This is a genomic window from Fodinibius salinus, assembly GCF_008124865.1.
Taxonomy (GTDB): Bacteria; Bacteroidota; Rhodothermia; order Balneolales; family Balneolaceae; genus Fodinibius; species Fodinibius salinus.
In genome coordinates this window covers 739174-758516 of the sequence record NZ_VNHY01000001.1, presented here as the reverse complement: position 1 = coordinate 758516, position 19343 = coordinate 739174, and the positions used below count along the sequence as shown (strand labels likewise).

Sequence of the window (19343 nt, the reverse complement as noted above, 5' to 3'; positions counted from 1 at the left end):
ATTGCTAAGATACCAACCAAATAAGAGAAAACAGAATAAGGAAATTTATTTAGTCAATAAAAGGGTAGGGAACAGATAATATTTGGTGGATTGTAAAGATCAGAAATAGAGTAAAATCACTGCTTTCTTAAATTTTAATCCATCCGTAAAAAGTTTCAATAACCGCAATAAAGGGAAAGATTAAGGTTAAAAACATAAATTCCCATAAGTTATTGTTTTTATTTGACTTAAAATTAAGTATTCATACCAGTTGTAATATAGAATACTTATCACATAGAATATTATAAGTTACTGTGATACAATAACTTAGATTGTATTAGATAATAACTATTATAGGTATTGAGGCAATAGCAGATATATTAGACCAATCGGGATGGATATCAGTTATACTGTCTTCAACTTTAGTTTGTTTGACAAGAGAAGTAGATGGTCATAAAGGGTGAAAGCCAAGAAGATTTACTATATGCTTATTGGGTCTAATAAAAACTTGTTATGAGCGGATTTCTGAGATTATCCCAACTAAAAAAAGACCGAAAAATAATCCTATCATTCCTTCGAATGTTATCAGGTAAGAGCCCGCAATTTCGATGCCCATTTCCAAGTAGCTCATTACGATATGTATGTACTGTTCAATCATTTTGAGTACCTCCGAAAATATATTTTGAGTGTACCCTTTATAGTCCAGTCAATATTAAAAGTTCCGAGACATCAGCACTTTTTTAAAAATATTTATTTTATCCCCCTTTTATTTTAGTACTAGCAACTTCAAGGGAAGGAGAAAATGAAGTTTTTTATGAGAAAAAGACTGTTTTAGAACCCTATGTTGTAGCCTTTATAGAAAAGGCTAGTTGTTATTTTGAGGGATAGTATAGAGACCAAAGATGAGGAAGGGTTTTAGATTACATTCCAGGTCCGATTCCTAAAAGAGGAGAGCTGGAAACCGGAAAAATACTCAGCTAAAAATTGATAATTTTAGCTTAATCTTGAAGGTATATTCCATCATCTTCAATACGGATAATCTCTTTTTTATAGAGTCGTCCGATTGCTTTTTTGAATGTTTTTTTACTCATCTCCAGACGATTTTGAATCTCGTCGGGATCACTTTTGTCATGCAAATCCAGATAGCCGCCTACTTGTTGTAGTCGATCAAGAATATGTTGGGCGTTGGGTTCTACCTTGTCATATCCAATGGGACGTAGTGTAACATCAATTTTGTTATCAGAACGAATCTGCTTGATATAGCCTGTGGTTTTGTCGCCGTAATGTACATCTCGGTAGAACTCATTGTGATAGATAAGTCCATCGTATTTTTCATTGATCACTACTTTATATCCCAGATCAGTTTTCTTTCGTATCCATAGATTAACTTCTTCATGTTCTTCAACGGTGATTTCGCTGTTATCCAGAAAGTGATCAAGTTTTTCTGAGGCAACCAGCCGATCTGTCTTTTCATCGAGATACATCCAGACGAGGTATGATTGATTTTCGTTCATGGAGTCCAGTTGCTCGCTGTGGGGTACGAAAAGATCTTTATCAAGCCCCCAGTCTAAAAATGCCCCAATTTTATTCACTTCTTTAACCCGCAGAAAGGCTATACTGTCCCGGGTAATTTTGGGTTGTTGCATGGTGGCAGTAAGCCGCTCTTCGCCATCTTTATACAGAAAAACGCGTACATTTTCTCCTTTTTGTAGCTCTCGGTCTGCAAGAGAAGTGGGAAGTAGTACTTCATCGTCACCTTTGTGGGAGGTGTTTTGCAGATAGTAGCCATGATCGGTTTGTCGTGCTACGTTGAGCGTTTGAAAAGTTCCGAGATTCAACATTGGTGAGTAGTGTAAAAGATGGGAAAAAGTGAATCGTTAAAATAACGTCCTTTATGTTGATTCCCCAATTGTTTGCTGTTCTATTTTGCTTCTATTTCTAAGAATTGGCCAAAAACCATGTTTAAAAATTTGGTTCTTAGGTCAGCTGTTGAATTTCGGAAGGTTTGAAACGATACATGTTGATCCGCATGTGAGGTATCCACTTGGATGCCCCATAAAGGACTCATTTTAGTGGGTATCATGGCGTATCTTCCATCGCCAATGACATCCTCATGTTTGGGATGCCGGATTAAATACCCCTCAGAAAGCTGGTCGAAACGTTTAATATCTTCATAAACTACGCTGCCCTTGTAAGGCGCATATTGTTTTTGCCAGTCTAGGATACCAGCGGATTCTCCTTCATAAATAACTGGATCTGCGAAGGGAGTAAGTTGCACGCCATGAGCATAAAGTGTGTCCCCGGTTTCGTAGCGAATACTCCATAGCAGCGTATTGGCAATAGTCGGTTTAATCACCATCCGATTAACTTGATGATTTTGGTTATAAGCAAGTTTCTGTGCCACTGTTTCTGCACGTTCGTGTTGGATGAATCCAAAGAGGAGGTAGAGCAGAATCCATCCACAACTCAGCCACGCCGTTTTAGGGTTTCGATAATAGAACGCAAAGCCTGCAGCAAGAATAATACCCAGCGAAAAGAGGGGATCGAATACCGAAATTATATTCCAGGAAAACCGTTCATCCAGAAAAGGCCAGAGTAGTTTTGTACCATAGCTGGTAAACATATCCGCCAGGCCAGCTGTGCCATACCCAATGAAACTAAAGGTATATAGTTGTTTAAAGGATAGCCTGTTACGCATAAAAAACCAGAGCAGTGATGCAACGATGAGTGCACCAACGGGGATAAAAATGAGGGAATGCGAAAATTGACGGTGTATCTCCAGGTTAAGCAGTGGGTCATTGGCATTACTGATCAGAACATCGAGGTCGGCCGTCATTGCAGCTAAAAGCCCAACAATAGCAGCAGAACGATGGATGTCGGTATTAGTGGAGAGGGTTGACTGTGTGGCTGTGGCGCCAATGAGTCCGTGAGTAACGGGATCCATCGCAGAAAGTTCGGTTCAAAATCGAATGTCCGTAAAGATAGTGATTCTGTGGATCTCTGCGAAAGATTGTATGTCCTATATCGTAATATTTATGATATAGATTATTCGGACAGTTGGTGAATTACTCTTCTTCTTTAGCAGAGTTCCTGATAAACAGAATGGTGACCAACAAAACAGAATCTTCTAACACGCGCAGAGAGTGGCGCTGCTTACGGCCCAAATACAACCAGTCACCTTCTGAAAGAATGTGTGTTTGTTCCCCCACATCAAAAGCTGTGGTTCCTTCCAGGCACTGAACTGATATTTCACCGTCTACACTGTGTTCAGTAATTTCTTTGTCTTTGGGCAGAACCATTCGGATTACTTCCATATCCGATGTTTTCATGAGGGCCAGAGTAGTATCCTCAGGCATATCCTCGTCCAGAGAGTAAAGGTTAACAACTTCACCGGGATCTATTTTTTTCTGAGCCATAATTGAATACTTTCATCCTTTTTATTAAAGATGTTACTTTTCAAATTAACATTCCCACCGATAAAGACAAAGCGGATTATTGGTCGCATTGTTTTGCAAGTGCGGATACATCGTCTTGTGTTAACTTGAGATTGAAAATATCTTGTTCATCCAACATGTCATTCATAAGTGCTTTGGGATTGTCAACATGCCGAATTCCCATAGCATGGCCTGCTTCATGTGCCAATACCGTTTTAAGTTCTGCCCGGTTACGGTACTGGTAAATATTGATTCGTAGTTCATCCTTTTTTGCGATAAACTGTCCCTGGTTAAATTTACGGGCTTCAGAAAATCGTTTTTTATATTCGTCAATAGTATTTTTCTGTTTTTTAACGAGTCTATTTACTTGTTCAAGTTTGTTATTCACTCGTTTCCTCATCATTTCTGTATTCTGCCTTTTACGTTTTACTTTCCTTTCAAGCCGTTTTATATCACGTTCCATTTGTTTGACTTCTTTTTTTTTGCCCGGAGGAATACCGCCTCTTTGTTTGTTCCATTGTTCTATCTGGGTATTAAAACTCTTGATTGCTACTAAATAAGCATTTCTGTTTTTATCAAAATCTCGCTTACGTTTTTCATAGGTTTTTCTCAACCGTTCCAGGTTCTCCTTACGAGTCAAAATTTGTTTTTTTAACCGTTGAACTCGCTGCGAAAGTTGTTTTTCCTTCTTAGTACGTTGTTGCTCCTTCCCAAAAACGATATGTATATCTACTAATCCTTCTTCGGGACGATATTCTAGGACTTCTTTATCAAGTGCGGTTTTCCAGAGTGCTTCTACATCTTCCATGACTGTTTGGATCGTTTTACGATCAGTATCAAACCGAGGATCAATTGAAGCGATGCGGTAGGTTAATGGTTCTTGACAAGGTATCGGATTTGTACCAGATGAGATGGTGCTAAAAAAGATTACAAAAGTTATAGCAAGGCCAATAAAGACTATGAAAGAGATAAGTTGTTTGCTCACAGTACGGAATTAAGATCAAGATGAATTGATTTCCCCAAAAATAATTCTGTATAATAAAATTACAAAAATTAATTTCTATGTTGCTTTTCTGCCAGCTGAGCCAAGTCCATCACCGCCTGTTTATACATACTGCTGGGGTTATAGCGGAGTACGGCTGTTTCTATGTTGTTGGTTTTTTGTTTGAAATAGCGCAAATAATTGGCCACCGACATAATATTATTATTCATATCGAAAATATCGTCGCCGACAAACCATTTGTTTAATGAGTAGGGGATGAACTGTGCAAAAGCCATAGCGCCAGCATAGCTAGATTTAAGCTCATAAACATCAATATTTTTTCGGTTAACAAACTCTAAAAGTTCTTTGATTTGAGCCTTGGCAAACTGCTGGCGATACTTTTCTACATACATCGAAACGTAGGCGTTAAAGGGATTATAGGTTCCTACGTTATTGCCAAAGTCTGATTCTATGCCAATAATAGCGGCAATTACATATCTTGAAATATTGTATTGTGATTCAGCCTTGTCGAGTTGTTTTTGGTAATCCTCGAGGAAGTAAACAATTTGCTCTCCTTTATCCTTAAAACCGAGTACTTGTTTATAGGATGATAGACTGTGTGATTTCCGTTCGGCTGATTTTCGGAATCGATCGGCGATGTTATTATATAGCTCAAAGCGTGGATCTTCGAGCAGTTTTTTGATATCGAAGCCCTCTTTTTTAAGGATATGAATCAGCGAATTTAGCTCTTTATCAAATTCCGGTGATGGATCAGAATGATTTTTTTTCTGCGAAGGTAATTCTTGGAGAGGATCAAGAATTACACTTTTGGCTGTTGCAGATGAGACTCCGAAGCTTTCCCAGCTAAAGAGAACTATTAACAATAATATGACGCTACGTGCATATATCATTCGAAACAACCGTTTAATGGCACATTGTTATTATTACATTTATAAAAAAATTGGATTGGTGTCAACGTATATAGCCGTTTAATAGCGTAAAAATATGTTAGCCTAGTAAAGTAGAACGAAATAAAACGCTAACAATTGTCATCAGATGTGCAAGTAGTACTATTATTGCTTGGCTCTTCTATTTCCATAGGTTGATTCTCCATCCACTCATTCCAGGATTGTTTGAGCGCTTTTAGAAATATTTCTGATCCCCGTGCCCCGGATACAGCATATTTTCGATTAAATAAAAAGAATGGTACCCCGCTAATACCCATTCCGTTGGCCGTTTGAATGTCATGTTTAACGGTATTTGTAAACTGATCACTTTGTAAAACTGATTTTGTATCTTGAGCGTCCAGATCAAGCTGCGTGGCCAGATTAACAAGTGTATCAATGTTATCAATATTTTGGCCGTTGGTGAAATATGCTTCAAATAGCACTTCTTCTGCCTGCTGTCCCTTATTATGCGATTTGGCAAATTGAATAAGTCGTTGTGCATCAAATGAGTTGGCTACGATCGTGCGATCCATTTCGTATTCAAGTCCCACCTCACTGGCCATGTCTGTCACGTGGCGCATCATTTGTTTGGTCTGCTCGGGTGACCAGCCTTTAGCATCGGCCAAGTGCTCATTAATATTGGCTTCGGGATTGGTTTTTAAATCGGGATTAAGCTGAAAACTGCGCCACTGAATTTCCAGCTCATCAGTATATTCAAATTCAGCGAGTGCTTCTTCAAACCGCCGTTTGCCGATATAGCAAAAAGGGCAGACCACGTCGGACCATATTTCTACTTTCATTGGATATCAAATTGGTTAGATTTTGTGTGTCATTTGAATAAACAAAAGATACAACAAATAATTCATTGATTTGCGTTATGCTATACTCCTCATCCCTAATCCCTGCTGCTATTATTTTCCGTAATTGATGATGACTGGTAGTTATTGCAAGCCGACTGAAACGGTCTCCCCAATCAGATTCCAAATATTTATCTAGAAACCTCATGCAATAAACCCGCTCCCATTGGGCATATAACGGTATTATCTTTGTTTTAAAGTTATTACAGTTCGAAAATGGTCCTAGCACCAAAATTTAACCAATATATATTGTTGCTTTCTTGATCAGGATATTCTTCATTTAATCATACTGATTTCTGCTAAACAATATTCTTACTCATGATCATTTCCTTGCTTGTTTGGACGGTTGTTGCGATCATCGCTACGGCTATTCTTTGGAAGGGCAGCGACTGGCTTGAGCATGCCAGCGAAGGACTTTCTACGTATTACGAATTGCCTGATATTGTACAGGGTGCGCTGGTTGTGGCTATCGGCTCCAGCTTTCCAGAATTCTCTACGGTCGTACTTTCGACCCTACTGCACGGAGAATTTGATCTGGGGCTGGCTGCGATCGTAGGATCGGCAATTTTCAATATCCTGATTATTCCCGCTGCAGCGGGAATAGTAACCAAGAATCCACTTGAATCTAATCGGGATTTGGTATATAAAGAGGCACAGTTTTATATCATTTCGGTAGCTGTGCTAATTATCACCTTTTCGTTTGCAGCAATTTTTAATCCTGTTGCCGACGGAGGGGAGAGGATCATACTTGGTGAAATGAACCGCACGTTGGCTTTGTTACCGCTTCTGCTTTATGGGTTTTATATATTTATTCAGTATCAGGATACGATGGATTACGAATCTGATATGGATCCGACTGAGATCAATCCCTTAAAACAGTGGGGTATGTTAGCAGCCAGCTTGGTAATTATTGTAATTGGGGTAGAACTGCTGGTTCGGGCGGCCATTAATTTTGGAAATATCCTTGGGACTCCATCATTCTTGTGGGGCATTTCGGTTGTTGCTGCAGGAACTAGCATCCCGGATGCTTTTGTGAGTGTCCGCAAAGCTCGCAAAAGAGATGCGGTAACTGCACTGGCCAATGTGCTAGGCAGTAATATTTTTGACCTGTTGGTTTGTATCCCGATGGGGGTACTTATAGCTGGGGCTACTGTTATTAATTTCAGTATAGCAGCTCCGCTAATGGGAGCATTGACACTGGCGACGTTACTGTTATTCAGCTTCATGCGCACCGATATGCTTCTCAATCGAAAAGAATCGGTAACGCTGATCATAGCATATGTATTGTTTTTGCTCTGGATGGCCCTCGAGAATTTTGCCATTATTGACTCTATTCCGTCGTTGCCTGCTTAGATGAACTAATGGGCTGCTAGTTGCCGAAGAAATCGAGCACGTTGCCCAGCGTACTTGTTTCTTCTTTGTACAGCTCAGTGTATCGGCATTTGCTGCAGGTGACGGTCGTAAATTTTTTACTTTGTACATTAAAGAACTTGGTGAATCCGCCGCCGGTAGCGGTAAGCTGATCAGTTTCGTAATGACTGTTCTCACATTTGGGACATTGCCAGTTAAGGTATTCCATGAGTAGTATTTTTATTGGGATGAAGATTCAATGTCTCCCCAAGTTGATATTTGATAATCGGATGTGCAAATGAAAAGGAGGCTTGTATTTTTTTATACATTTGTCCCTAAAGCCTTTTTTAGTACCAGTATCTATATATGTTGGGATCTAGCACCGTAGTTCTGCTGCTGTTTGAAAATAATAGAGGTATCCCCAGTTGGTAGGGAGAAAAACTAAAAACTATTCTAATCTGCCACTGATATTTCACTCATGGTTTGCTATATCTTAATTACTGGATCAAGATTGTACATTTATAAGTAGTCAATGATTGTAACTGTTAATTGTATAGCCTTATTACGAATAATAAACATCCGATAGGTTGAAGAGTGATAAATATAGCAGCGAAATTGTTCAACCTGCCACCATGTTGTCACTTTGCATTCCTATCTTTTTTCTAAACTGGAAACTGGATAGCAGAACTATGATATTAGCCATGGTTAACTAGTATCCAGTGATCAGTAAGTATCTAGAATCTAACAACAAAAAATGGAACTGATTTCAATTTTATTTATTCTGATAGGCATTGCCGCCGGCTATGCTATTGCTCATTTCAAAAACAAAAGCAGCCAGGCTTTGACCAAAGAAGAGGCCGATGCGCTGGAGGCCGAGCGAGAGCAGACTTTGCAACAGGTTTCACGACTCGAAGAGCGCAACCAGAATTTGTCTGCGCAGTTAGAAGAAACCCAGCAGGAAGAAAAAAAGGCCGAACAGCGCGCTAATGAGGCCGAAAAACAGCTGGCCGAGCTCAACGCCAATTACCGCAATCTGAAAGAACGGCTCAGTGAGCAGAAAGAAGAGATGCAAAATCTGCAGGAAAAGTTTAAAGACGAGTTTGAGAATCTGGCCAACAAGATACTGGAAAAGAAGTCCAAGAAGTTTACCGAACAGAACAAGGAGAAGTTGGATCAGCTGCTGAAACCATTGGGCGAAAAGATGGAGGAGTTTAAGAAGAAGGTAGAAAAAACGCATAAAGAAGATATAGAGGGACGAAGTTCGCTGAAGCAGCACCTGGAACATCTGAAAGAGATGAATCAACAGATGGCTAAAGAGACCAAGGACTTGACGAAGGCACTGAAAGGAGATACCAAGACGCAGGGCAGTTGGGGGGAGGTGATCCTGCAGCGGATCCTCGAAAAATCGGGACTTACCGAAGAACGAGAATACGAAATACAGGAAAGTCATACGACCGACGAAGGACGTCGCCTGCAGCCGGATGTGGTGGTATATCTGCCTGATGAAAAGCGGCTCGTGATTGACTCCAAAGTATCGTTGAAGGCTTACGAGCGGATGAGTTCAGCCGATGATGAGGGTGAGCGGGAGCAGGCCCTTAAAGAGCATGTGAGTTCACTACGAACGCATGTAAAGAAACTTAGCAGTAAAAATTATGAACAGCTTTACAGTGGTAAAAGTCCTGATTTTGTGTTGATGTTTGTGCCGATTGAGTCGGCTTTTGGGGTGGCTCTGCAGTACGATAGTAACCTTTATTATGAGGCCTTTGAACAAAATATTGTGATTGTGAGTCCCTCGACACTGTTGGCTACTCTGGCCACGATTGACAGCGTTTGGAAGCAAGAGTATCAGAATAAAAATGCACAGAAGATTGCTTACCGTGGCGGACAGCTTTATGATAAGTTTGAGGTATTTACAAGGAGTTTATTAGAAATTGGCGATCGTATTGAGCAGGCTCAAAAAAGTTATGATGATGCTTTAGGTCAACTTTCTGAAGGACGTGGAAACTTGGTGCGTCAGGCCGAAATGTTGAAAGAGTTGGGAGCCGATACAAATAAAAGTTTACCGACTGATTTAAGTGATCCGCATCAGCTGGGGGAACAGAATGGAGCGGAGTCTGAAGGACTGGAAGAGGGGTAGTATTATACCTCATTCGGTGAGATTTCTTCTCTGTTTTATGACAGATGAGAATCACGGCCATGATTCTCATTATTTTAAATAGGTGCAATCATTGTCAGCGAAGAGCATAACGACAATTAAAGTAATCCAACAATATGATTTGTTATTGTTTTTATAATAGTTGAAAACTAACCTTTTCATTTATCAGTTAAGCTTTTCATATTCAGCCCTTATGAAAAATATTCTACAATCTATCAGTCTTCTTTTTTGCATTGTAATTCTAACAACGCAAGTGTATGCCCAAGGCAGTTCTATTTCTGTCAATACCGATGAAGGATCGACAAAGAGTGTTTCTAAAGCTCGAAATATATCCTTGGTTAATACTTTTAGCTCGCTTGGGGCGGGTATTGGCACGGTAGCGATTACTGAAAATAATACGCTGGAAACCTCCGGAGCTATGTTGGCAGTATATGGCTTAGTTGCGGGACCTTCGACGGGAAATTTTTATGCGAAAGATTTTCGCCGCGGATTTATTGGTTTGGCGGCTCGTACAACGGGTGCTATTTTGATGGTGGATGCGACCCGCGAAATATTTGGAAATGACTTTGCTGATGCGCTTACTGTTGATGATAAAGAAGTTTCGCTGACGGATACTAAAATTTTAATCGGTGAATTACTCGTCTTGGGAAGTATCGCCTACAATATTATCACGGTACAAAAATCGGTAACAGAGTATAACCAGTCCACCATATCACTGGGATTTAACTCTACAACAGTGAATCGCAAAGTGGCGCCAATGTTGACCGCTAAGGTTCAGCTGTAAATTACTTCCTAGAAGAAAATTGCAATGGTTTTACCAGGGAGGCCAATTTATCACCATTGTGGTTTGATATAGCGGCATACCATACGTTGTTCCATTTCCATGAAACAATATGCTTGCCTTCGACTTCCCTTACGTGAAAATCTTTGGGCCTATCACAGGTATTTACTGCTTCCTGATTTCTGAAGAGCTTTTTAAATGCTTTTAACTGCTTAATTTTAAAAGCAAAAATATAGATATATTCATCCGCAGAGGGGAGATGATATTCCAGCATTGGTGCTTTAAAATTGGGTACAAACTCATTGTATACAATACCCTTAAACGAAGCATTTTTCAGTGAAGGGATGGTCATTGGCATATTATAATCCGCAGCCAGCGTAATTTCTGCATTTCCTAAACTTGCTGTGTTTATGGTAGGTTCTACATAGTTACCGTTGTGCTTGTTAAAATGACGGTACGCATATTCTTCAATATTATAGGAGGGCTGTTGGGGAGAAGAATTAAAAAAGGAGAAAAGTTGCCACCCTGCTATAAGGAAGAGCACTGATGCAGCTACGCCAAAAATAAGTTTCTTGAGATTTCCATCAGAAGAGGAGTAGGATTTTGAAGAAGGTTGTTTCGGATCGCGATCCGGCATGTTAGAAATGGAGTTCTCGGTCTCCTTTTCAGCAGACGATTTGTTACACACCTTATTTACAAATTTTTTAAGAGAGTCGGGAGCTGTTTCGCATGGACACCGGGAAGACAACAGCGATTTCGTATTTTTCATGGATTCATATTTATTACGGACATCTGGATGATCCGCAATAAAATCCATAAATGCCTGCCGTTCATCAGCAGTAGCTTCTCCGTCCACAACGGGAACGATAAGTTTTAATGCTTCTACTTTTGTAAGATTGTGTTTGCTCATGAGTTATAAAATGATTGTGTGCTGGTCGCTGTAGTGTTTGGATGTGTAATCCTGCTATCCCAACATTGTGGTTATACCGAGTGTTCCAAATGACTATAATTTTTTATAGATCTATATTAGGTGATTCATTTTTTTTGCGCTTTAAAAATATAAAATCCGGGCAGTATTGGTAAGTCTGTATCTACATGTTGCACAATCCTTTGCCGAATATCTTTTGCCCCTTGCATCAGCTGAATTTGATAGTTGTTATCCTGCAAGAGTTGTCGGAATTCAGTTACTGAAGTGTTAAAACTCAGTTTTTCGCCTACTATCTGTACACTGCGGGTAAATACGGTGCGCCGAAAGGCTGAAAGCTCATCCAGTGCAAAATGAGTACCTACAAGTTTAGGAGGAGCGGTAAAATAATTTCCGATCTGTTGTAACAAAAGGCTGACGGTTTCAGAAGACAGGTAATCAAAAAAACCTTCGGCTACTATAATGGTTTTTTTATGGGGATTGATCTGTTGCTCATTAGAAAAAATGGTGTCAATGTTATCATTGGGCAGATGAACATCCAGAATTCTCGGCCGTCGGCTATTGGGATAATATTCGTCTAAAAATCTTCGCTTAAGTTCGGCCATATGAGGGGTATCCAGTTCTATACACGAAACATCTTGTTGCATATATTTATGCGACAAATGATCAAAACCCGCCCCAAGTACAATAATTTGTTCATATCCTTCATCAACTAGATTTTCTAGAATATGCCCGATAATCCATTTTCGCCCCATGATATGCAACAGGTCGCCAGGCAGTAGCAACTCCTCTGACCAAATATACAGTTTGCGAATCCATCCTAATTGTAACCAGTAATGATAATAGCTAAGTGGAGCGGGAAGTGAAGTAACCAACTTATCATAGAATTTGATGGTTGAAGCATCAAAAAGTGTTTGGAAGTCGTCTATACGTGTAAGCCCGTAGAATTTAATGGCGATAAAAGTAGCGGTCTGGCTCAGCTGATCAGCTTTCATTTTATTTGTTTAATAGAAGATCGATATTCTTATGATTGAGCAATTGAAAAATGTTGCCAAGGTTCGATATTGGGTGGAGCTAGCTCAAATTGTAGTTCGTGTCCCAATGTTGGATGTTCAAAAATTAGCTCTACTGCTCTCAGTGCAATATCACGCCCGTCGGGCTGGTTTTTCCCGTATTTGTAATCGCCCCAGATAGGATAGTCCTCATGAGCCAGCTGCACGCGAATTTGATGTGGTCGACCCGTTTGTAGGTGCACCGACAGTAAATGCAGATTCCCGACTTCTTCCATTTTAGCGAATGAAAGGATTGCTTCTTTGCCTTTTTTCTGATTGCCGGATACCACGGTTACAATATTGGTATCCCTGTTTTTGCTGAGATGATGGGTAAGCATTCCATTTTGAGGCGGATGACCTTGGGTTACGGCCCAGTATGTTTTTTGCATGGTACGGTCGCGCATTTGTTGCGAAAGGGCATTGGCCGAAGAAGATGTTTTAGCTAATATCATAAGTCCACCCACCGGACGGTCCAGCCGGTGTACGAGTCCCACGTATGGGTTTTTTGTTGATTGAGAAAGATGCTGTTTACAAAGGTTTAGCACATCAGGGTCACCAGTATGGTCTTCTTGTGATAAAACCCCCGCCGGTTTTTCAATGACAAGCAGATGGTCATCCTCAAAGATAATTGGTAGCTCGGGATTAGTGTGTGTTACGTTCATTATGCGTTAAAATATTGCTCAATACGTTCTTGAGATTCCGGTTCAGTAGAAAGACTGACGCCAACGATCAGCGCAATGTTAACTATTAATCCATATATGCCTTCGTGCATTGGCAGGGGCCGCAAGTCGGGATATAACAGAAATAATATGGTTATGATGATACCGCCGAGAAGTCCTGCAACTGCACCGTAACCCGTAGCCCTGCGCCAGTAAAACATACAGAAAACAAGAGGAAATATTTGTGCCACCCCGCCATAGGAACCAAGTAGCAGATTTACAATCGGCACGTCCGAGATGACTGCAAAATAGTAGGCAATTACGCTGATGATGATTACTAATATACGGATGTGATACCGTTCTTTTTTGTCAGTCTTCAGTCGTTCAGGCAATATGTGTGATAGTCCATCCCGCACTCCAATGGAGGCGGCGGAATGGAGAATAGCATCTCCTGAAGACATTGAGGCAGCCAGCGTTCCAGCACAAACCAGTCCAATGATAGTGACGGGCAGTTCAAGCTGGGTTAAAACGTGGGGCAAAATACTGTCAGCCGGGGTAACACCGGGATAAGCGAGTACGGCGGTAAACCCGATAATCAAAATGGGAATTAAAAATAGTTGAAATGTGGGGTACAGTACTGCAGTAAGTTTCATCGTGCGGTCACTGTCAGCAGCAAAGGAACGCATAAACAAGTGTGGCCATACCGAAAGTCCCACGGCAGAAACGACCACAGACGAACTGTATCCCCACCAGCTCCAGGGTTCTCCGGCGGCGTTAAGTCCGGGAGCTTTTAACATGGCCGACATATCAGATTGAGCAATTTGGGTAAACATTTCACCTACACCTCCAAAAAGTTTGTAGGGCAGATATAGCCCCAGAAACCAGGCGATAACCATCATAAAAATACCCTGGAAGGTATTCGTCCATCCCACGCCCATCACGCCACTATAAAAAACATATAGCAGTACTACGAGATAGGCGATGCCGGCTCCCAGCCATTGAGGAATAACACCTTCACTGATGGTGGTTATGACGTATCCGGCTCCTTTCATTTGCAATGTCAGATAAGGAATGAATACAATGATGCTGAGGATTGCTAGCAGGACTGATAAATATTTGTTGTTAAAGCGATCTTCCAAAATCTCGGCCTGAGTGACAAAGCCAAATTTTTTACCCAGCCGCCGCACTTTTGGTCCGAAGAAGTAAATGGGAATCATACCAGTAGTGCCATAGGCAATGATATAGAAAGCAGCGGCACCGCGAGAGTAAGCCCAACCCGGTCCGCCCAGAAAAGCAAAGGAGGAGAAGACAGAAGCGCCCATCACAAAATACAGTATAAGCAGATTCATACTCCGATCGCCGGCAACATATCCGCTGACGCTTTCGGAAACTTTGAGCCCCGGAATAATACCCATGGCAAGGGTGAGTGCCAGGTATAGTCCACATATGAGAAGTATAATGACCCAGGTCTCCATCAGCGGTGATCGGTTTTGGTTTGGGATTGTTGCTTATGTTTTGGTTCACTGAGATAATACCAGAGCAGTAAAAAGAAAGCTGAAAGGAGCATAGCTACAATCCAGGCGAAGGAGAGAGGGAGACCGAGAATAAGGGGATAGATACCATCAAATATGGCAAAGCCCGGCCAGATGATACTTAGTTGAATGATCAACAATAAGGCCAGAAAGATTTTCTTGCGGGTACTCATATTGGATGAGCGCACTTTAAATTTGCCCATTAATGTAATAATTCTTTAGTACTTATCAACGTGCGATTCATTTGCACTATGAGGACAGGATATCATCATGTTGCAACTTAATTAGCTTCAACATTGTTTCCATTCCAGCCAAAGGATAAGTACCTTTGGAATGTTTAGAATTATTGATCAGAAACATTTCCAGATTTACCATGAGTAATTCGGATAGTCCCCAAGTTGATGTCAAAGAAAAAGTTGACCATCTGCCGCTTTCACCCGGGGTTTATATGTTTAAGGACAGTAAAGATCGACTGCTGTATATCGGCAAAGCCAAGCGATTACGCAACAGGGTACGCTCCTACTTTCAGGATTCTGGTGCACATGATGGACGCATCCGTGTGATGATCAAAAAAATTGACGATCTGGAAGTGATTGTCACTGATTCGGAGGCCGAAGCACTTATCCTCGAAAATAATCTGATCAAAAAGCATCAGCCGCGCTATAACGTGATGTATCGGGATGACAAAACGTACCCATATATTTGTGTGACCAATGACAATCGTCCGCGCGTATATCCCACTAGAACGGTCATCAACGACGGCAGTAAGTATTTTGGACCGTACGATAGTGTTAAACACATGAAGCGGATGCTCGAGACTATTCGTAAAGCCTTTGGGTTGTGTACCTGTGCGGTATCGCGTAAAAATGTGAACCGTACAAAAGGCGCGCCCAAGTGGCACTCTTGCTTTGATGATTACTTGGAAAGCTGCTCTGGTGACTGGGATCTTGAAGAATATCAGGCGACCATTCATAAGGTAGAACGCATGCTTAATGGCCGGACTGATGCTTTGATCAGTGACTTAAAAGATGAAATGTCGATTGCTTCGGATGCGTTGGCTTATGAAAAGGCTGCTCGTATTCGGGATAGCCTACAGGCCGTTCAGAAATATAGTCGCAAGATGAAGATGGTAACGGATAAAAAAGTAGATCGGGATCTATTTGCCGTAAAAGTAGATGAGGAAATTTCGGAAGCCTGCGGTGTTTTGTTTAAAGTGCGTGAAGGCAAGCTAATTAGTAAATTTCACCGTTTTCTAAAAAACATTGACCATCTCGATAAAGGAGGGATGCTGCAGTCATTTGTAGAAGATTATTATACAGGATCCCGAGAACTCGGGAGAGGAATCATACCCGATGAGGTTTATGTAAGTGATGAACTTAAAAACGACGAGCCGTTGCGTGAGTACCTGCAGCAAGAACGCGGCAAGAAAGTGCGGGTGCACCGTCCACAGCGCGGCGAAAAAGCCAAGATGATTCGAATGGCGCTTTCCAACGCTAAGCTATTGCTGGGAGAACGGAAACTTGAAAAAGAAAAAGCTGCCAAGCAGCGGATTCCCCATTCCGTAAAAGAACTAAAAGAACAGCTCAATCTGCAGCGGTTGCCCAGACGCATTGAGTGTTTTGATAATTCCAACTTACAAGGGTCGGATCCTGTAGCCTCAATGGTGTGCTTTGTGGATGCACGAACCCGCAAGAGCGAATATAAACGGTTCCATATTAAAACCGTAGAGGGTCCGGACGATTTTGCATCAATGAAAGAGGTACTTAGCCGTCGTTACAAACGAGTGATGGATGAAGAACAGCAAATTCCGGATTTAATTGTTGTAGATGGCGGTAAAGGTCAGCTCAGCAGTGCCGTTGAAGCACTCAAGGAGATTGGATTTTATGGAGAGTGTGAAATCGTAGGACTGGCAAAACGACTGGAAGAAGTTTTTGTGCCAGGTAAGCCAAAGCCGATTATGATTCCCAAAAAGTCATCAGCACTGAAGTTATTACAACAGGTTCGGGATGAAGCACATCGTTTCGCTGTAGAATTCCATCGAAAAAAACGCTCAAAACGAACGATACAAACAGAACTCACGCAGATTTCTGGAATCGGTGATAAAACGGCAAAACAGTTGTTAAGCACTTTTGGATCGGTAAGTAGCGTTAGGGAGACGTCGTTAAATGATTTACAAGATGAAATAGGAAATAAAACTGGTCAAAAGGTGTTTTCTTATTTCCATAAGGATGAAGAAGAATAACCTCTTTATTACTTTATCAGTTTGACGATGGGACGGCAGAAAGGAAATTCTGAAGGCATAAACCATTAATTTTGTCACATTCTTTAGCTATGGCATGGAAATTGTACTTTTACTATCTAACATTATCATGTGATAGACAAGTCAGCGTGCGCCTTGTACAATACAGATAGTTATTAACTAAAAGCGCAGTCGGTTTTAGAATATTTAGTTGAAAAGTGGCGTAAATAACTGTTTACTACGTAAAGCAAGGAATAGTTAATACGTAACAATAGTTCTGAACAGTAAGATGATGTCACTGCAATGCAATCAATAGGTTATAAGTTGTATTGCCCGGCTAAAACTTCTTAATTCAGCAACGAGGTCATTATGAAGTTCGAACAGTCAAAACATATCAGCAAGAAGTACAAGCAACTGGAAGATAAGGATCTGGTTCGTTTTTATCGTCAGAATGGAGATGAACAGGCTTTTAGTGAGCTCATGAACCGTCATCAGAACAAGATATACTCATATATTTACAGTATGGTGGGTGGTGCCGGCAAGGCTGACGATATTTTTCAGGAGACTTTTACAAAGGTGATCACCAAGATGGACGATACGTATAATGAGCAGGGTAAATGGATTGCCTGGGTTATGCGTATCGCTCATAATGCAACAATTGATTATATAAGGAAACAAAAACGATTTGCGGACGTTAATGGAGGCTATGACGAAGATTCAAAGGATGATTACTTTGATCGGCTACCTGATGAAGATCATATAGATGCTCAGGAACAGATTGAAAGAGACGAAGCAAAAAGTAGCCTCATGAAACATATTGGTGAGCTTTCAAAAGAACAGCGGCAAGTTGTAATGCTGCGCCACTATTATGAGATGCCGTTCAAAGAAATTGCAGAATTAACCGATGTTTCAATTAATACTGCACTAGGACGCATGCGATATGCGTTAATAAATCTTCGAAAACTTTTTGAAAAAGAAAAAGAGAAAGAAGAACAAAATTATGCAGCAAAGTGACAACGATTGTATTCGGTATCTGATGAAGGAAATGGATCCTTCGGAAGAACTACTGATGGAACGGGCAATGATGTCTGATGAAGATCTGCTCATTGAAGTAGAAAGTATGCGGCAGACTCTTCAAAAGCTTGACAAACTGCCACAAGTTGAACCGCCATCGGATGTTACCGATTCTATTATGGAAAAGGCTGCTGAGCAGGCAGAAAAAAACCGGCGATCCAGCCAGTATAACCCTGTACTTAAATACGCTGTTGCCGCTACGGTGGCGTTAACGATTACGGCTGGTGGCATGTGGTTATATGTGGGGGCCGAAACCGAAGTTCAAAGCCGTTCTGAGGTATCGTCTGCGAACACTGCTGTTTCTCAGACCTCCTCCAATCTTGCAGCTGCTTCAATGGAAGAGTCGAGTGATGTATCGGCACAAAATAAGACAGTTTCTGCAGAATCGGATGTCTCGCCATGGGTAGATCGCAATGACATTCTACGATTTCAAGAACAGGTCTCCGGTTCTAATGCCAATTTTCAGGCTATCATCAAAAATGCTACTCAAAAATTGAAGCCTGTAAAGAACCCACCCGGTGGCACCAATCGCGTGAATAATCTACAGCTCACCGGATCGGGGAATTAATTGTTGGTTTTCGACTTCTAAAGCTTCTATACTTCTTTATCCGGATGTTAACTTTATAATGGATTAAGAATGATTGCCCATACCGAAGCTGTAATTTTCCGATCGGTTGATTACCAGGAATCCAGCAAAATAGTGACCATGTTCACCAAAGAGCATGGCAAAATCGCGCTTATAGCTCATGGTGCCAAAAAACCGAAAAGTAAATTTTCGGGATTGATAGAGGTGGGAAATATACTGGAAGTCGTGTACTACTTTAAGGCGTCCCGGTCGGTACAGATATTGTCGGAAGCCAGCTATCTTCTCAAGAATAAAAATCTCCGCATTGATTTTGAAAAGATGGCAACAATGACATCGGCCGTTGAGCTAATCAGTCAGCTTCTACACGAAAATGAGGTGAACGTTCCGCTCTTTGACTTTACCAAAAACATGTTACAGTGGCTTAATACGGCTGATATTCATCCGCCACAATTGTTCCCCTATATACAAATTCGACTGGCTGCCCTTACAGGTATTGGACTTCAGTTAAATGCACAACAATCAGCAAAAGGACCGCATTATTTGAATATAGAATCGGGATTGGTTACGGATTCTAATATATCTTCATATTCATATAAACTTACCGATACTCAATATCGTTATATTAATATAGCATTACATGCTAAAAGTTCAGTATTATTTGATTTACATTTTGAACTGGGGGAACTAAAAAACTTGATTGATCATTTGGACCGGTATTTGAAGTACCATGTTGAGGGATTAAAGAATCGAAAATCTGACGCGGTCTTTGAACAAATATTGCAGGAGTAATT

Annotated in this window: 19 protein-coding genes; 7 read left to right on the top strand and 12 right to left on the bottom strand. The window is 40.9% G+C overall.

What is annotated here, in order from left to right; all coding sequences use genetic code 11:
* Window positions 1-977: 977 nt before the first annotated feature.
* From LX73_RS03455 to LX73_RS03430, 6 genes are all read right to left on the bottom strand, one after another.
* Window positions 978-1820: a CvfB family protein gene (locus LX73_RS03455; protein ID WP_148898071.1), complete on the bottom strand. Its 843-nt coding sequence runs from the start codon at window positions 1818-1820 to the stop codon at window positions 978-980.
* Between the two features lie 80 nt (window positions 1821-1900).
* Window positions 1901-2923 carry a metal-dependent hydrolase gene (locus LX73_RS03450; protein WP_148898070.1) on the bottom strand — a complete coding sequence of 341 codons (1023 nt, stop codon included), beginning with the start codon at window positions 2921-2923 and terminating at the stop codon, window positions 1901-1903.
* A 121-nt stretch (window positions 2924-3044) separates the two neighbouring features.
* Window positions 3045-3395 (bottom strand): cupin domain-containing protein, encoded by a 351-nt coding sequence (locus tag LX73_RS03445; protein WP_148898069.1) that lies wholly within the window; start codon window positions 3393-3395, stop codon window positions 3045-3047.
* A gap of 76 nt (window positions 3396-3471) precedes the next feature.
* Window positions 3472-4398, bottom strand: coding sequence for a matrixin family metalloprotease (locus tag LX73_RS03440; protein WP_148898068.1), 927 nt, complete (start codon window positions 4396-4398; stop codon window positions 3472-3474).
* A 68-nt stretch (window positions 4399-4466) separates the two neighbouring features.
* Window positions 4467-5306, bottom strand: a complete 840-nt coding sequence (locus LX73_RS03435) for a lytic murein transglycosylase (RefSeq protein ID WP_148898067.1) — start codon at window positions 5304-5306, stop codon at window positions 4467-4469.
* Window positions 5307-5434: 128 nt separating this feature from the next.
* Complete coding sequence (locus LX73_RS03430; RefSeq protein WP_148898066.1) at window positions 5435-6142, bottom strand: DsbA family oxidoreductase; 708 nt, start codon at window positions 6140-6142, stop codon at window positions 5435-5437.
* 375 nt (window positions 6143-6517) lie between these two features.
* Between LX73_RS03430 and LX73_RS03425 the strand changes: the two genes are divergently transcribed.
* Window positions 6518-7552: a sodium:calcium antiporter gene (locus tag LX73_RS03425; RefSeq protein ID WP_148898065.1), complete on the top strand. Its 1035-nt coding sequence runs from the start codon at window positions 6518-6520 to the stop codon at window positions 7550-7552.
* 16 nt (window positions 7553-7568) lie between these two features.
* Here LX73_RS03425 and LX73_RS03420 read toward each other — a convergent pair whose 3' ends face one another.
* Complete coding sequence (locus LX73_RS03420) at window positions 7569-7778, bottom strand: zinc ribbon domain-containing protein (protein ID WP_148898064.1); 210 nt, start codon at window positions 7776-7778, stop codon at window positions 7569-7571.
* Between the two features lie 525 nt (window positions 7779-8303).
* On the opposite strand from LX73_RS03420, the gene LX73_RS03415 reads away from it, so the two are divergent.
* Window positions 8304-9686: a DNA recombination protein RmuC gene (locus tag LX73_RS03415; RefSeq protein WP_148898063.1), complete on the top strand. Its 1383-nt coding sequence runs from the start codon at window positions 8304-8306 to the stop codon at window positions 9684-9686.
* A gap of 211 nt (window positions 9687-9897) precedes the next feature.
* Window positions 9898-10488 (top strand): hypothetical protein, encoded by a 591-nt coding sequence (locus LX73_RS03410; protein ID WP_148898062.1) that lies wholly within the window; start codon window positions 9898-9900, stop codon window positions 10486-10488.
* A 1-nt stretch (window position 10489) separates the two neighbouring features.
* Here LX73_RS03410 and LX73_RS03405 read toward each other — a convergent pair whose 3' ends face one another.
* The 5 genes from LX73_RS03405 to LX73_RS03385 all read right to left on the bottom strand — a co-directional run bounded on the left by LX73_RS03405 (window position 10490) and on the right by LX73_RS03385 (window position 14856).
* Window positions 10490-11395, bottom strand: coding sequence for a hypothetical protein (locus LX73_RS03405; protein ID WP_148898061.1), 906 nt, complete (start codon window positions 11393-11395; stop codon window positions 10490-10492).
* Between the two features lie 125 nt (window positions 11396-11520).
* The gene (locus tag LX73_RS03400; RefSeq protein ID WP_148898060.1) at window positions 11521-12405 is read right to left on the bottom strand and encodes a class I SAM-dependent methyltransferase; all 885 of its coding nucleotides are present in this window, start codon (window positions 12403-12405) and stop codon (window positions 11521-11523) included.
* A gap of 29 nt (window positions 12406-12434) precedes the next feature.
* Entirely contained in the window at window positions 12435-13124 is a 690-nt protein-coding gene (locus LX73_RS03395) for an RluA family pseudouridine synthase (RefSeq protein ID WP_148898059.1), read from the bottom strand.
* Window positions 13124-14596 (bottom strand): sodium:solute symporter family protein, encoded by a 1473-nt coding sequence (locus LX73_RS03390; protein ID WP_148898058.1) that lies wholly within the window; start codon window positions 14594-14596, stop codon window positions 13124-13126. Before LX73_RS03390 ends, LX73_RS03395 begins: the two co-directional genes overlap by 1 nt.
* Complete coding sequence (locus LX73_RS03385; RefSeq protein WP_148898057.1) at window positions 14596-14856, bottom strand: hypothetical protein; 261 nt, start codon at window positions 14854-14856, stop codon at window positions 14596-14598. Before LX73_RS03385 ends, LX73_RS03390 begins: the two co-directional genes overlap by 1 nt.
* 170 nt (window positions 14857-15026) lie before the next feature.
* On the opposite strand from LX73_RS03385, the gene uvrC reads away from it, so the two are divergent.
* From uvrC to recO, 4 genes are all read left to right on the top strand, one after another.
* Complete coding sequence (gene uvrC / locus LX73_RS03380) at window positions 15027-16895, top strand: excinuclease ABC subunit UvrC (RefSeq protein WP_148898056.1); 1869 nt, start codon at window positions 15027-15029, stop codon at window positions 16893-16895.
* A 366-nt stretch (window positions 16896-17261) separates the two neighbouring features.
* Window positions 17262-17906 (top strand): RNA polymerase sigma factor, encoded by a 645-nt coding sequence (locus tag LX73_RS03375; RefSeq protein WP_148898055.1) that lies wholly within the window; start codon window positions 17262-17264, stop codon window positions 17904-17906.
* Window positions 17893-18534, top strand: a complete 642-nt coding sequence (locus LX73_RS03370) for a hypothetical protein (RefSeq protein WP_148898054.1) — start codon at window positions 17893-17895, stop codon at window positions 18532-18534. Before LX73_RS03375 ends, LX73_RS03370 begins: the two co-directional genes overlap by 14 nt.
* Window positions 18535-18603: 69 nt before the next feature.
* Window positions 18604-19341 (top strand): DNA repair protein RecO, encoded by a 738-nt coding sequence (gene recO, locus LX73_RS03365; RefSeq protein ID WP_148898053.1) that lies wholly within the window; start codon window positions 18604-18606, stop codon window positions 19339-19341.
* The last annotated feature ends 2 nt before the right edge of the window (window positions 19342-19343 follow it).